Raw genomic sequence first — 15,312 nt, 5'->3', positions numbered from 1 at the left:
ATACGAGAAATCCACTCTTATAAGGCTTTTTAATTTAGGCATCGATTTCGGACATTTTGAAAGGTCATCAATTTGTTTCCGCTTACAAAATACCATCAAGTTGCTCTTTTTCAAAAACTATGATAAAAAGAGAGCAAACTAGATTCATATTTGGTCTCTATTTTATAACGACCATACTTAATATTGCAAATGTTAGAAATCATTGGATCGATTTAAAAGGTCGAGAGAACGTTTCTAGAAAGGATTTAAAATGGAAAGTAATCTTCATAAACATTTAAAACATCAGTCGTTATATTGGCTAAAAAAGAAAATGACAGATCTATGTGCAAATGAGGTCAAATTGTATATTCGTCGAAAACGAATCATTGCTGATTCAGTAGGAATTAATATGAAACGAAAAGAAGTAAGAATCATTGAAGTGAAAGCGACTCGACAAGATTTCCTTAGAGATGAGACACTTTTGAGTGATTACGGATATCACAATATTGCACATTACGCATATATACTAACTCCGAAAAACCTTCTTAGCATAAAGGAAGTTCCAATAGGATATGGGTTACTTGAAATCGATGAATTTGATAAAATTACGGTTAAAAGAAATCCAAAACGTAATGACAAACCTATGCTTAAAGTAGATACATTAATTAAGCGCACGGGTAGGGCAGCCACGAATGCCTATTTATACAAGGAGTTATCATATGAGACGAAGGATGTTACCGCAGGGGCGTTTTCTAAAGCAGCGACTATTTTCTTAATTAGTGCTACATGTCCCACTTGTAAAAAAAGAAATAAGTATTTAATCGTTGAAGGCCAAGAAACGGTAACTTGCCTAGTGAAAAAGTGTCAAACAAACATTCCATTAGCAAAAGCTCGCATTCATAAAATTACAGGTTATAATCAACAATTTCTTGATCAACTTCAATTATTAAATGAACGTAAAAAGCAATTGTGACAACAGTATTTTAAAAAATAAGAAACCGACCAAATTCACCGTGTTGCAAATAAACTTTTTGGTCATACTCGGAAATGACATCCTCTACTTTCTGTACCATCTTGGTAAGTTCTTCAAGTATGACGTATTTTTCACTTTCACGTTCCATTCCTGGCATGATTTCCTTTTCGAGAAATTCGTTGTAAATTTCGTTGGACTTTTCAATTAATCCTTGATGATATAGAGGAGGCCACTGAAAAAGTGCTCGTTTACTTCGGACTTGAAAGGGAGCTTTGCACTCGCTCCCAGGATGGGGGACACGCTTTCCGCAGGCGGGCGTTGAACGAACCGGCTGCGCCGGTGGATTTCAACCTGCCCCCTCCTGCAGGAGTCGGCCCTCCCATCCCGTCCGCTTTGTTGAGAGGTAGGATAGACATTCCCTACTCTTCAACGATAAAAAGAAAATAAGAGAAATAGTCTAAAAAGGCCTTTGAGAAATGAGACTCAAAGGCCTTTTATCTACTACGATATGTCATTTAACTATTTTCTCAATATGGCGCCTGAAAAATCGGCCCAGCCCCGAAGGAGAAACAGAGCATGTCTATTTAACCTTCCTTTATTGGAAACCGCACTTGGAAAGTCGTACCTTTTTCAGAACTTGATTGTAGTTCAATATCACCGTGATGATTTTGAATAATCCTTTTCACAATTGTCAATCCCAATCCTGTTCCATTTTCTTTAAAAGTTGAAAAAGGCTCAAAAATATAAGGCTGATTTTCTTTAGGAATTCCACAACCATAATCAACAATATAAATATAATACTTATCCTCAATAATTTCAGAATAAATATGAATCGTTCCTTGATTATTCATTGATTCACTACTGTTACGGATCAGATTATAAAATACTTGCTTCATTTGCTTAGCATCTAATTCTAGTGGCACTCTCTGTAAGTCAACGTCAATAGTAACATCCTCAGATTCAACCTTTTGTTTCATTAAAGGTATAATCTCATTAATGACATCATCTAAAAAACATGTTTTAAAATGAGGTGCACTTGGCTTTGCTAATAATAGCATCTCTTCAATAATAAAATTAATGCGTTCAAGTTCCTTCATAAGCAATGGCATACGATATTGTATTTGCTCTTCATTACTAAGAGACTGAGTCATGAGTAGCAAAAAACCATGGATCACTGCCAAAGGATTTCTAATTTCATGCGCGGCTCCAGCAGCCATCTCACCGATAACAGCTAATTTTTCGGATTGATGGATTCTCTGCTCTAGTTGTTCTGTCTCTGTAATATCATTAAAATGAAAAATTCTCCCAATCATTATTCCTTCAACGTCATGAAGGATTGATTGTGAAACTAGAAAAAAACGTTGATCCTTCCCATTTTCAAATGATACTTTTCTGTTTTCACAAACCTTCTCTGACTTTAATATATCCCAAAATTTCTTGTTTCTCGATGTATTTGGAATAGACGACACGTCTGCTAAGAACCTTGCCTCCTCCCCCAATAAACGATGAGCTGCTTTATTTAAAGAAATTTGGCTTGATTCATGATCAATTGTCATCATTCCTATCGGCAATGAATTGACAATTTGCTCACGATATTGTTTATCATTAATGATCGTTTCAAACGATTCTTTTAGCTTTAGAGACATTTGATTTATTGAGTTTGTTAATTCATCTAATTCTACTTGATTATTCGTATTTTTAAATGTCAAACCATATTGACCATATGCTATACGATTAACCTTTTTTATAAGTAATTCCATCGGTGATGTTAGACCATTACTAATTCGATATGATATGTAAATAGATGCGATAATGACAATTATTGTAACAACTGTTAGTAAAGCCAATGATGTTTCAATAATATGAGTAAATTCCATCGATTTATTCTGTATGTCTTGATAGTTTATGTCTTGATGCAGATCCACTTCATCTTGTATATATTGTAATTCTTTTAAATACGTTTCTTCCAAAAAACGTTCTGCTGACTCCATATCACCGAAATTCAGAAAACCTTGTAGCTCATTCCGTATAAGAAAATCAAGCAAGTCCATTTCTCTAGCTAGCGTACGCAAGGAATCCGGTACATCAGCGATATTAATTTCTAATTGATCGCTAGTCATAATCGCATTATATTGGTCGACAATGTCACAGCAGCTATCCGTCGACAACGCCTCGTAAATTAATTGCTCTTTGTTAAATAATTCACGTTCCCAATGACTTAATAAAATGACAGCAGGAACACCCTGGTCTCTTAATTCAATACTTACTTGATTGACATCCTTAATCGACTGAACAAGAAGCAACGACAATCCACTTAATACGAGTGTAATGATGAGGAGGGCAGATAGGATCTTCGTTCTAAATGTCATACTATTTAACAACTTATTCATTCCAACCTCTCCTCAATTTAAAAAGAAAGTTCCCCTCTTTTATAACGTTCCATTTCCTCATGGATGAACTCAAGCTCTTCTTCAGTAAACATCGCTCCAAAAGGGGACAACCCTGTTACTCCATCCTCATTTGACAAAATTACGCTACCAGTTGGTAAGCCTTCATCACTAAAGTAATCATTCATAATCGACACGTACACTTGTGGAATATCGTTCATGACATTTGTTAGGACATGATTAGGTGCTAAATAACTCTGATCCTCTAAATAGCCAATTACATAAAACCCTAAATTTTTTGCCATGTGGATAATATCAGGATTATAAGCATTTCCTCTCGAGTAAACGACGTCGACTCCTTCTTCCAATAAATCTTCCATGATTTCAACTGCCTTTTCTCCATCGTCACGACTATTAACTGCTTCATAATAAAAGTTTGCTTCTGGTAAATAATAGTCTAATGCGTTTATAAATTCAACATTACGCTTTGCACCTTCGAATGGATCAATTATAGCAATATTATTTGTTTTCGTTTTTAGAGATGCTGCCAATGCAGCAAAATATTCAAATTCGCCTTGGTGAAAGGAATATGCCGTTTGGTTTGATAAATGAGCCTCTCCATGAACCGTAACAAAATGAATATCCTCATACCATAATGCCATATTTTCAAACGGATCAGAAAATTCTCTTCCATGACCAATAATAAGATCAGCGCCCCAATCAGCAGCTTGTACAATTGTTTCAGTTATTATTCTATCATTCATAACATTTATATCCTCATACAAATTCACAGAAACAGGAAAATGTTCTTCAATCTTTAACTTACCTTTATAAGCTAAACTGCCCCAACTTTGATCACCTAGCACATCTGATGTAATAATTACTACTTTTGTGCGTTCTACATTTGTACTCGCTTGAGTATCCTGTAACACTCCATACACTCGTAGAAAAAGGACTAACAGTAGGATAGCAGCTAGAACAATAGAAATAAAAATGATGTATCTTACTTGTTTAGTCTGCATCATAACAGCCCCCCTCGTTCCTTCCTTACTTATCATACCGAATAAATAGACTGAATGCCATAATCAAATTACTTTTTTCTGGTCATTTCGACACTAACCTAAGTAAACTTATATGATTTAAAACACTTTCCAATAAAACCCTCGTGTGTTATAATGTGAGTAATTAAATATTTATATTTAACTAGGGGAGTCCAATGAGTTGGGCTGAGAGGGGAACGCTCTGAAGTTCCTTGACCCTTGGGACCTGATCTGGATCATGCCAGCGTAGGGAAGTTAGTTATGCGTACATATATTGTATTTGTGTATTTAGCTGGGTCCATTACTATTAATGAGCTCAGCTTTTTTGCTTTCTTTCGTTGTATGTTGCAATCAGTCTCTACTAATACACTATTTTTAAAAAGGAGAGATTCGATGAGTACCCGATTAAACGAGCAAGTAATGTCTATCAAATCCAATTTACCAGGAAGTAAGAAAGTGTACGTTCAAGGAAGTAGAGAGAACATCCAAGTGCCAATGCGTGAGATTTCCTTAACTCCTACGGTTAAGGAAGATCGTGAAGAGCATAATGAACCCCTTCGTGTATATGATTCAAGTGGACCTTATACAGATGACCATGTTACGATTGATATCGAAAAGGGATTACCACCTATACGAGAACAATGGATACTGGAAAGAAACAATGTGGAATATATCGAAGGAAGAAAGATAAAGCCTGAGGATAACGGATTAAAAGAAACGGATCAAATTATTAATGCTTTCCCTAAGAAGACTACTAGCGTATTAAGAGCAAAAAAAGGAGAAAATGTTACACAACTTCATTACGCAAAAAAAGGAATCACCACACCCGAAATGGAATTCATCGCCATAAGGGAAGGCTTATCTCCAGAATATGTTCGTGAAGAAGTAGCAAAAGGACGTGCCATTATCCCAGCAAATATTAATCACCCTGAAAGTGAGCCGATGATAATCGGTCGGAATTTCCATGTGAAAATTAATGCTAACATCGGGAATTCCGCTGTATCCTCTTCTATAGAAGAAGAAGTAGAAAAAATGACATGGGCTACTCGTTGGGGAGCAGATACGATTATGGATCTATCAACCGGGAAAAATATTCATACTACTCGTGAATGGATAATAAGAAATTCTCCTGTCCCTGTTGGAACAGTCCCTTTATACCAAGCGTTAGAAAAAGTAAAAGGGATTGCAGAAAATCTAACGTGGGAAGTGTATCGTGACACACTTATTGAACAAGCTGAACAGGGAGTGTCCTATTTCACCATTCATGCGGGGGTTCTCTTACGTTATGTACCTCTAACCGTAAATCGAGTAACTGGAATTGTTTCACGAGGTGGTTCTATTATGGCCCAATGGTGCCTCTATCATCACGAAGAAAACTTTCTTTATACACATTTTGAAGAAATTTGTGAAATTATGAAAGCATATGATATTGCTTTTTCACTAGGTGATGGCTTGCGCCCAGGTTCGATTGCGGATGCAAATGATGAAGCTCAATTTGCCGAGCTTGAAACATTAGGAGAATTAACAAAAATCGCCTGGGAACACGACGTACAAGTCATGGTTGAAGGGCCAGGGCATGTGCCAATGCATCTTATTAAAGAGAACATGGATAAACAATTAGAAACGTGTCAGGAAGCTCCATTCTATACATTAGGCCCATTAACAACAGATATAGCACCAGGTTATGATCATATCACTTCGGCAATTGGAGCCGCTATGATTGGTTGGTTTGGAACTGCTATGCTCTGTTATGTCACACCAAAGGAACACCTTGGATTACCTAATAAAAATGATGTAAGGGAAGGTGTTATCACATACAAAATTGCCGCACATGCAGCAGACCTTGCTAAAGGGCATCCAAATGCACAAAAAAGAGACGATGCGCTTTCAAAAGCACGCTTTGAGTTTAGGTGGCATGATCAATTTCACCTCTCTCTTGATCCAGAAAGAGCAATTGAATTTCATGATGAAACGCTACCAGCAGAAGGCGCTAAAACGGCTCATTTTTGTTCCATGTGCGGACCTAAGTTCTGTAGTATGAGAATTTCACATGACATTCGAAAATTTGCTGATGACAACAATTTAACGACAACAGAAGCTATTGAAAAAGGTATGAAGGAAAAAGCAAAAGAGTTTAAAGAAAAAGGTAACCAAATTTACCAATAATCATTAATGGAAGTCTACAAAGACACTTTAGCTTTGTAGACTTCCAATATAAAATGAGCTTATTTTTGATCTAATTTACGTCTTTGAAGTTCATTCTGTATAAGTAGAATAAATTGTGGACTAATTTCTTGTACTCTTCTAGCTTTTTCGTACAAATCAAGTAGGTCTTCATTATCAATTTTCCAAAACGTATGCGTCATTTTTTTAGTCATTTGCCTCCTCCTACTTGAATTAAACATTTAGTTTACATAATACTATTATAGTAAGCTATAAACTAAAGTTCTAATTCCCTCTTTTGTCGATGGGTATAAAAAACTATCGATTTTTGATTAATTATGTATATATTACCACCTTAGACAAAGATATAGTAGAGACTTTTGTCTGATTATTTCTTTCGATTTAATTTATTCACTAACGTTTTCTTCCAAGCCATTGATAGCATCGGACACTTCAGTAGTTCATTCACTTTATTTTCATCAATTTCCTTACGGTAAGTGATTGTATTAACTTCTGAGACCGTAAAATTTGAGCCCTTTTTTTGTAATTGAAATGGGGATTTTTTTGAGACGATCCCTTCCTTGATGACACGGACATAATAGCCAGAATACCCTGTTTCTTGAATATGCAATGGTAATTGTTTTATGCCATGCTTTAAAGCTACTTTAAAACATGGACTCCTCGGTTGACTTACCTCAACTACAGCTTCCCCCCACAAAAATTGATCTCCTATATAGACGAGCTCTTCTGTCAATCCTTGTATTGAAACATTCTCACCGAACGCACCATAATGAAATGATTGGTCATATCTATTCTCCCAGTATGGCAAATGATCCACGGGGTATATACAAACAGCTTTATCTTCACCTCCATGATTAATGAGATCTGCTTGCTCGTCTCCTACTAGGTTGTGCTTAAATAAAAACACCTCCTGATTCTCAATTGATTCTTTCATGATTCCAGAATTTATTGCTTTTTTACTTTTGTCCGAAATGACTTTGACTGTTCCGATATTGACAGATTTAATCTTATACATAACAAACGATCCCACCCTTCTATTATCAGTAGTTTATCATAAAAAGATGGATCACTTTACCATGATTTAAAGTAAAATGATCCATCTTATCGTTAACGCTTTACTATATGGAAACGATCCGCTAGCAATAACCAATTTTGCGGAAATGATAAACCTAACTTCCAATAACTAATTCCTCTAAGCTGTAATCGTTTAATTAAATCAAATTTCGACTGAATGGATCTAGCATCTTCGAACCAAACTTCATGCTCATTTCCCACTTCATCTGTATAAAAATAAAAAGGAGCCTGTGCATCTTCATCATATTGTATCTCTACTTGGTATCGCTGTGCTCTTTGAATGGCCTCTTGTGGACTAATTGCTTCTGCATAGTCTCCACCAGGTACGAAAGGAAGTGTCCAATCATAACCATATAAATTTTGTCCTAGCATAATCTTATCAGATGACATTTCAGTTAATGCATATTGTACAACCTCTTCGACTGGACCGATCGGCGAGACCGCCATTGGAGGTCCTCCCGAATAGCCCCATTCATAGGTCATTAAAACGACAAAATCGACAATTTCTCCATGAGCCCGATAATCATGGGCTTCATACCATTGACCAGGTTGATCTGCTCTCGTTTTTGGTGCTAATGCAGTCGAAATTAATAAGTCATTTGCGCGAACTCTTTCAGCTGCTTTTCTTAGAAATTGATTGTACGCCTCCCGTTGATCTCCAGGTAAAAACTCAAAATCAAAATGAATATCTTTATAGCCTACACGTAATGCTTCTTCTATAATTGTATCTAATAAACGATCTTGCACTTCTTCACTTTGTAGAATATCTGCGGCTAAATCCCCACTAAATTGACCATCTTCGAGATTCGTAATAACCATCATTAGTGATGCGCCTGTCTCTTCAGCTATTTCTGGAATGCCAGCTAGAGGTTGTGGATCTAAAGAACCATCCCTACGTGCTTCGTAACTAAACGGAGCTAAATACGTTAAAAAACGTCCAACATTTCTAGCACTTGTCAATAGCTCCTCACTAACGGTTTCCCCAATTGGCTCAATATAAGCATTCGATTCAATTTCCCGTTTCGTTAATTCTGGGATATATAGCCTCATCCCAACTTGTAGTGGTTGTTGTAAGGATAGCTCATTGACATCTGCTAAGAACATATAATCAAGTCCGAATTGATTACTAATTGACCACAAGCTATCTCCAGGCTGAACCCAATAAAACTGACCGACGATCGGAATCACAATCGCTTGACCAAGAACAAGTTGGTTAGGGTCTGGAATTTGATTTGCTTCTACAATATCCATTACAGACGATTCATAAGCTTGTGCGATATTCCAAAGGGAATCACCTTGTTCAATCACATAAATTTGCATAGTACCTCCTTACTTACAGCTGTATTTTTACTATATATATGAACAGATAATTTGTCTCATGTATTTTAGAAAATCGGTTATATTATAAACAGGTCAGAAAATGGGAGGATTATCATGTCAATTTTTAACAAAAGACCTACTTTACCGTATTGTCAAACGGAGTATGCCCCCTTACATACGGTCGTTCTATGTGAACCTAAATTTATGACTATTCGCGATGTCATTAATGAAACTCAAAAGAAATTTATAGATGAAGGAATTCATGTTGAACTCGCCTTAAGACAGCATAAAGAGTTTGTGAAACAACTAAAGAAGCAGCATATTGAAGTCGTATTACTTCCACCAGTACACCTCTTTCCTGAACAAGTATTTACAAGAGATATTGGATTTACAGTAGGGCATATCGTGTTCGTAGCAGAAATGGCACACAACATTCGACAAGGTGAAGAGGATTTACTTAAATCATGGTTACATGACCAAAAGATTTCTTATTATAATTTACTTGGTGACATGATTGAAGGTGGAGATGTCCTTATTGATGGTAAGACTATTTATGTGGGGATAAGTAATCGTACAAATCAAAATGCGATCCATCACCTTCAAAAAATAATGCAGAACTACGAAATCATTACGGTTCCCTTTACAGAAAAGTATTTACATTTAGATTGTGTCTTCAATATCATTTCACCTACTGAGGCTCTTTGTTATCCAGACGCCTTTTCAAAAAAGGAATATGATTTTCTTTCTCAGCGTTATGACTTAATTGAAGTATCAGAACAAGAGCAATTCACATTAGGTACAAATGTATTATCGATTGGACGAAAAACCTTGTTTAGCTTACCTGTTAATCAACAAGTGAACCAAAAGCTTAGAGACCGTGGTTATACGGTCATAGAAGTTGATATTACAGAAATCATAAAATCTGGTGGTTCTTTCAGATGCTGTACGTTACCTATTCGTCGTGAAAAAGGGACTATGGATGAATGAAAACTGGGAATGAATCCGCCATTGCACCCTCATCTTCAACGCTTCTACTATCGGGGGTGCTTTTTGTTTAACCTATTAGTTTAAGACCTTTTATCTATAGCAGACCGGTTTTCATGTCTTAGTTACACAATCATTTTTAACTTCTATACATAAACCTTTAATGTCCTTCAAACACTATAACTGTGAAACAGAGGAGGACAAAAGATGGCAACTAAAAGCGAAAAACCATTAGCCTGGTGGCAATTATCTTTACTTGGAGTCGCTTGTACAATTGGTACAGGTTTTTTCCTTGGGTCAAGTATCGCCATTAATATGGCAGGGCCTTCTGTTTTAATTGCCTATATAATCGCAGCGATTGGTACATACTGTGTATACGAAGCACTTTCTAAATTAATGATTAACAATCCACAAAAAGGAGCTTTTCGCTCATATGCCAAACATGCATATGGCCGTTGGGCAGGATTTAGTAGTGGATGGGTTTATTGGTCATCTGAAATGCTGATTATAGGTAGTCAATTAACGGCTATATCTATTTTTACTCAATTTTGGTTTCCGAACGTACCTTTATGGGTTTTGGCAAGTATTTATGCAGCGCTTGCATTATTCGTCATTCTAATTGGGCCAAAGGGATTCGATCGTGTAGAGAACCTACTTGCTATATTAAAAGCTGCAGCGATTGTCATGTTTATTGTATTAGCCATTTTAGCCCTTTTTGGATTATTTGGTCGTAATGACGAAACCGTTACGATTCCTCGTACAATAGCTAATTTATTTCCAAATGGAATGACTGGCTTACTTCCGGCTCTGATTTTTGGCTTCTATGGATTTGGAGGCATTGAGATCATGAGCTTACTTGCCATTCGTTTAAAGGATATGAATGACGCACCTAAATCAGGAAAAGTCATGTTAGTTTTATTGATCATTATTTATTTATTGTCTTTAAGCTTTGCTATGATTATGGTGAAATGGAATGAAATAAAAATGGATGAAAGTCCTTTTGTCACAGCGTTAAATCAATATAACATTGTGTATGTACAGGATATTTTTAATGGCGTGTTTATTATAGCAGGTTTTTCAACAATGGTTGCTTCACTTTTTGCCGTCATCCGAATTCTTGTGACGTTGGCAGAAGACCATGATGCGCCTAAGCTTTTTGCCAAAAAAATCAAAAATAAAGTAGAGCTCCCAGCTATCTTACTAACGATGAGTGGCATCATCGTTTCCATTATCTTGTCTATTTTCATGCCAGATAATATTTATGAATTTGTCACGACTGCTGCCGGCTTGATGCTGCTGTACAACTGGTTATTTATCCTTGCTTCCTTCGGCCGTATTCTTCCATTGCAAGGCTCAGACCAAATAAAACGAATATTAGGTTTTCTATTAATTATAGCAGCAGTAATCGGTACATTATTTCATCATACGAGCAGGCCTGGCTTCTACATTAGTTTATTATTTCTTTCAGTCATTGCTATCATCACCTTTATCATGAGTCAAAAATGGAAAAATAAAAATTCTGATGATGACACATCTTTGTTTAAAAAACTATAATATCAAGAGCTTGATAACCGAAATAAACACCAAAACCAATTAAACTAAATCCAGAAATAATAGCTATCACAAAAAGAAAACGATTCGTTAAAAGGTGGCGCATCGAACTTGCTAAAGCAGCCATTGTTAGATCCCAAATAGTAATACCTAAAAAGATCGCTGCGCAATACAGAATAACATGATACGTATCATTCATTGTTATGGTTTTGGCTATTATTGATCCAAATATACCAAGCCAAAACAAAATCGATAATGGATTAAATAGTGACATAAAAAAGCCCGTAGAAAATGATTTTAGTTTGGATTCACGATATAGTGTTCTCGTCTCTGTTTTCATACGACCAGCACTATTAATGCTTTCCATACCTAGATAGATTAATAGAAAGAATCCAAATACCCATAAGAATAATTGGACATACGGTATTTCAATAAATTGTACGACACCAAAATAGACGAAACACATATAAATAGCATCCGCTACTGTTGCACCTAAGCCGACAAGCCATGAATTCAAAAAACCATTTTTTATACCCCGATCTATTTGAGCTGCATTTACAGGTCCTATTGGAGCTGCAAGCGATAACCCTAAAATGATATAACTAAAAAAGACACTCACCTTCTAAACGCCTCCTTACGAATGAATGATTCGGACAGCCTTCACTGCCTGTACATTCTATTCATGAAAGAAGCGTATTAACACAAAAATTCACCTTTTCCTTTATTTACCTCGATCAGTACATGCAATAACACTATTCATCTAATTCAATAGTTACTTGCTTTCCTCCTAATGAAAGATAGGAATACACCTCTATCTCTGCTTTTATCTTTTTCAACCCTTGTAAATAAGGCTTCACTAAATCCTTAAAATCCTCACTAACCCCCTCTTCCTCCAAATGACCGTAAACATACATTTTGTTACTTGTTTCATCTAACAGAAAAGCTAAATATCCAACAGGCTTGTTTCGATCCGTAACAATATTTAACACATGCGATTGCTCATTGAAATATTCAGGTGAAAAATAAATTTGCACACTAACCCCTCTCTTCTACATTTAGATATAACGAATAGCTTCTTATTTAAGGTGCTACAATCTCCTCAGAATCATGCATATAAATTCACACCATACGTAATAGACAGCTACCACGATAGATAAGTGGTAGCTGCCTATTTGTTTAGTGTAACGATAATCGATCAATCATAAACTTAATTTCAGCCCCTAATCTTTCATTTTCTTCTGCATAACCATCGAACTGACTCGTACGTATGAACAAATATCGCTCATTGTGCTCAATTATAGCGACAGACGTATGAATGTCCTTCGATACTGACGTAAACTCGCTCACAATCGCAGCCTGATCACCTAGAGAGGTGTGATTTGAAAAATAGGAACCCTCTTCGAATTGTAAAAACCCTTCTTGCCTTAAAATGTTTTGGTAGTCGTCAATTAAGTGCTCCACTTCATGCAGTTGATGAAAATAACTTAGTTCAAATACGACTGGCTCTTCATTATCACCGATGAAATCCGTATAAACTTGATGTCTCGTCATATCTAGGGAGCTTCGTTGATTATAATGAAAGTTAACATCATAGGAAGTCGAAAAATAAGCATCGTTCATTGGGAAAGCTCTCTTCTCCTCTATCCCTTCTAGATGAAATGTTGTTACTTCTACTTCATTCTCCATTCGTGCTTCATTATTATTTTCTGAATAGCTTTCTGCCTCATCATAACCCTCTTCGGCCATTGACATATGAATTTCACCATCGGAACCACTCATTGCCGTATCTGATTCACTAGAAAACGTTTCAGCCATTTCCGTAGTAGCTAGTTCTTCATCTCCTGCAAATTGGTTCATCCCTAAAATATAGCCAATTCCTATCATTAACACAACTAACGATGCTACTTGAATTTGCTTAGGAACATAAAAGCGACGTGACTTTCTTTCTTCCTTTTTTATATGATCCATGATTGATCTTGTGTTTGAATGTGTCGGAATTTCATCATATTGTTCCTTTAGCTGATGTAGTTTCTTTTCTAATTGGTCTGTCATAGTTGTTCACCTACCTTCTCATATTCCGCCTTTAGCTTTTGCTTTGCTCTTAACATTCTCGTCTTAATCGCCCCTTCAGTCACTTCTAAAACAGAGGCAATTTCTTGATAATTTTGACCGTGAAAGTAATGCAAAATAATCGGTACTCTATATTTCTCATCTAATTGCTGAATCATGCCGTGTAACTCTTTCGATTCATCATCAAAATAATCTTCAATAAACATTTGCTCTTTTGCAAAACGTTGAAACTCAATCGTTTTTCGTTTCATTTGCTGTTCCTTACGATAAAAATCTCGAACAACATTCATCGTCACTGTATAAAGCCATGTCGTAAATTTCCCACGATTATGCTTATGGAGAAAACGATATACTTTTAAAAACACTTCTTGCGTCACATCATCAATATGAGTCGGCGACACACCAATTTGAAAGGCAAATTTTTCAACTGTTTTAACATGCATTTCAACTAATTGACTAAATGCATCGTCATCCCCTCTTTTTGCCCTTAACAACAACTGCTCCTCCATCGTCGTTCCCTCCGTCTACTCAATTAGCAACTCTACATATATAACGAAGCTTTAACACAAAAAGTCACACTTACAGCTAAAATCTATTTAATAATATGATAGTTCAATAACTAGACAAATAGAATAGTTAAACAACATATACGCTTTAATATCAAATTAAAAGTGGGTGTTTTAAAAAGACCGAAACCTTTTAAAACACCCACAAATTTTTTAGCGATTTTGTAAATACGTCTCAATAACTGCTTTAACTCTCTCTAAATCATTTTTATGAGCTTCAATGATATAATGATCGCCTTTCAAATGAGCTTCAACATCTGAGATGCCTTGACTTTCGATAAATTTCAACACATCCTCAATTGTATCATTTTCTGTCAATAACTCCTTTTTTCCAATATAATCCTCTTCTACAAACACATCATACGTATCATGATTATTTTTTAATGCATGAGGATTTGCATTAAACAGACCGACAATTGGGAAAAAAATCGTTCCTCTCGAATCACTTGAATAGTTCATGTTCTCACCCTTTCTTCGTCTTATTATGTGTGAATATTTACCGTTTTATAAGCTTTTCTCATTGGATATTTTTACTTGTAAAAGGATGGAATATTGTTAACCAATTGAAACATACTGACATGGAAGGAGGGAATAAAATGAACACGATTTCAGAATGCATGTCAACGAACATTGTGACAATCAATCCAGATCAAACGATTCAAGAAGCAGCTGATTTAATGAAACAGTATGACATCGGATCGATCCCTGTTGTTGAAGCAGATCAGCTAATTGGTATTGTGACAGATCGTGATATTACTCTTCGTTCTACTGCAAGTGGAGCTGATGCACACGTTCCAGTGAAGGATTGTATGACTACAAATATCACTGTAGCTTCACCTAATACCGACATCCACGAGGCAGCTAATTTAATGAGTGAGCATCAAATTCGCAGATTACCTATTGTTGAAAATAATCAACTAGTCGGAATGGTCTCAATCGGTGATTTAGCACTTGATCATCAGTTAGTCAATGAAGCTGGACAAACCCTTTCGAGCATTTCAGAGCACGAGCATCGATCATAATTCCAAAGCAATGTCACTCTGGAGAACTCAAAGAAGAGTAATAGCTCCACTCGTTGCGCGCCTTGCTATGAGAAACCGACTCATTGCAAGGCTTTCAAAATCGGGCAACGGCTACGTTCATTACTTAAAGGCCACTGAAAAAGTGAGATTTTCACTTTTTCA

Annotated in this window: 16 protein-coding genes and 1 riboswitch; of the genes, 5 read left to right on the top strand and 11 right to left on the bottom strand. The window is 36.1% G+C overall.

What is annotated here, in order from left to right:
* Positions 1-250 precede the first annotated feature (250 nt).
* Positions 251-952 carry a hypothetical protein gene (locus tag ACERJO_RS09665; protein ID WP_373647346.1) on the top strand — a complete coding sequence of 234 codons (702 nt, stop codon included), beginning with the start codon at positions 251-253 and terminating at the stop codon, positions 950-952.
* Between the two features lie 10 nt (positions 953-962).
* Here the strand turns inward: ACERJO_RS09665 and ACERJO_RS09660 are convergent, their stop codons facing one another.
* The 3 genes from ACERJO_RS09660 to ACERJO_RS09650 all read right to left on the bottom strand — a co-directional run bounded on the left by ACERJO_RS09660 (position 963) and on the right by ACERJO_RS09650 (position 4,361).
* Entirely contained in the window at positions 963-1,100 is a 138-nt protein-coding gene (locus tag ACERJO_RS09660; protein WP_373647345.1) for a hypothetical protein, read from the bottom strand.
* Positions 1,101-1,536: 436 nt separating this feature from the next.
* Positions 1,537-3,342 (bottom strand): sensor histidine kinase, encoded by a 1,806-nt coding sequence (locus ACERJO_RS09655; RefSeq protein WP_247106704.1) that lies wholly within the window; start codon positions 3,340-3,342, stop codon positions 1,537-1,539.
* Positions 3,343-3,359: 17 nt separating this feature from the next.
* Positions 3,360-4,361: a BMP family ABC transporter substrate-binding protein gene (locus ACERJO_RS09650; protein WP_373647344.1), complete on the bottom strand. Its 1,002-nt coding sequence runs from the start codon at positions 4,359-4,361 to the stop codon at positions 3,360-3,362.
* Between the two features lie 173 nt (positions 4,362-4,534).
* A riboswitch (TPP riboswitch) is annotated at positions 4,535-4,649 on the top strand.
* A gap of 123 nt (positions 4,650-4,772) precedes the next feature.
* On the opposite strand from ACERJO_RS09650, the gene thiC reads away from it, so the two are divergent.
* The gene (thiC, locus tag ACERJO_RS09645; protein ID WP_247106706.1) at positions 4,773-6,545 is read left to right on the top strand and encodes a phosphomethylpyrimidine synthase ThiC; all 1,773 of its coding nucleotides are present in this window, start codon (positions 4,773-4,775) and stop codon (positions 6,543-6,545) included.
* A 59-nt stretch (positions 6,546-6,604) separates the two neighbouring features.
* Here the strand turns inward: thiC and sda are convergent, their stop codons facing one another.
* The 3 genes from sda to ACERJO_RS09630 all read right to left on the bottom strand — a co-directional run bounded on the left by sda (position 6,605) and on the right by ACERJO_RS09630 (position 8,957).
* Positions 6,605-6,757, bottom strand: a complete 153-nt coding sequence (gene sda, locus ACERJO_RS09640; protein WP_373647343.1) for a sporulation histidine kinase inhibitor Sda — start codon at positions 6,755-6,757, stop codon at positions 6,605-6,607.
* Between the two features lie 173 nt (positions 6,758-6,930).
* Positions 6,931-7,578 (bottom strand): MOSC domain-containing protein, encoded by a 648-nt coding sequence (locus ACERJO_RS09635; protein ID WP_247106708.1) that lies wholly within the window; start codon positions 7,576-7,578, stop codon positions 6,931-6,933.
* Positions 7,579-7,670: 92 nt separating this feature from the next.
* A complete protein-coding gene (locus ACERJO_RS09630) occupies positions 7,671-8,957 on the bottom strand; it encodes a glycoside hydrolase family 18 protein (RefSeq protein ID WP_247106709.1) in 1,287 nt (428 codons plus the stop codon).
* 114 nt (positions 8,958-9,071) lie between these two features.
* Here ACERJO_RS09630 and ACERJO_RS09625 point away from each other — a divergent pair, with 114 nt between their 5' ends.
* Together ACERJO_RS09625 and ACERJO_RS09620 are read left to right on the top strand one after the other, a co-directional pair.
* Positions 9,072-9,944: a dimethylarginine dimethylaminohydrolase family protein gene (locus ACERJO_RS09625; protein WP_373647342.1), complete on the top strand. Its 873-nt coding sequence runs from the start codon at positions 9,072-9,074 to the stop codon at positions 9,942-9,944.
* 204 nt (positions 9,945-10,148) lie between these two features.
* A complete protein-coding gene (locus tag ACERJO_RS09620) occupies positions 10,149-11,495 on the top strand; it encodes an amino acid permease (RefSeq protein WP_373647341.1) in 1,347 nt (448 codons plus the stop codon).
* Here the strand turns inward: ACERJO_RS09620 and ACERJO_RS09615 are convergent.
* The 5 genes from ACERJO_RS09615 to ACERJO_RS09595 form a co-directional block, all read right to left on the bottom strand.
* Positions 11,482-12,111, bottom strand: coding sequence for a LysE family transporter (locus tag ACERJO_RS09615; RefSeq protein WP_247106712.1), 630 nt, complete (start codon positions 12,109-12,111; stop codon positions 11,482-11,484). The two genes, ACERJO_RS09620 and ACERJO_RS09615, sit on opposite strands and share 14 nt — an antisense overlap.
* Positions 12,112-12,244: 133 nt before the next feature.
* A complete protein-coding gene (locus ACERJO_RS09610; protein ID WP_247106713.1) occupies positions 12,245-12,526 on the bottom strand; it encodes a hypothetical protein in 282 nt (93 codons plus the stop codon).
* Between the two features lie 142 nt (positions 12,527-12,668).
* Entirely contained in the window at positions 12,669-13,544 is an 876-nt protein-coding gene (locus tag ACERJO_RS09605; protein ID WP_247106714.1) for a hypothetical protein, read from the bottom strand.
* The gene (locus tag ACERJO_RS09600; protein WP_373647340.1) at positions 13,541-14,071 is read right to left on the bottom strand and encodes an RNA polymerase sigma factor; all 531 of its coding nucleotides are present in this window, start codon (positions 14,069-14,071) and stop codon (positions 13,541-13,543) included. Before ACERJO_RS09600 ends, ACERJO_RS09605 begins: the two co-directional genes overlap by 4 nt.
* A gap of 210 nt (positions 14,072-14,281) precedes the next feature.
* Positions 14,282-14,587: a hypothetical protein gene (locus ACERJO_RS09595; RefSeq protein WP_373647339.1), complete on the bottom strand. Its 306-nt coding sequence runs from the start codon at positions 14,585-14,587 to the stop codon at positions 14,282-14,284.
* A 137-nt stretch (positions 14,588-14,724) separates the two neighbouring features.
* On the opposite strand from ACERJO_RS09595, the gene ACERJO_RS09590 reads away from it, so the two are divergent.
* A complete protein-coding gene (locus tag ACERJO_RS09590) occupies positions 14,725-15,150 on the top strand; it encodes a CBS domain-containing protein (protein ID WP_247106717.1) in 426 nt (141 codons plus the stop codon).
* Positions 15,151-15,312: the final 162 nt, after the last annotated feature.

This window comes from Halalkalibacter sp. AB-rgal2 (assembly GCF_041821005.1).
Taxonomy (GTDB): domain Bacteria; phylum Bacillota; class Bacilli; order Bacillales; family Bacillaceae_D; genus Halalkalibacter.
Note: the sequence above shows the minus strand (reverse complement) of the source record. Positions and strands in the feature narration are given on the sequence as shown.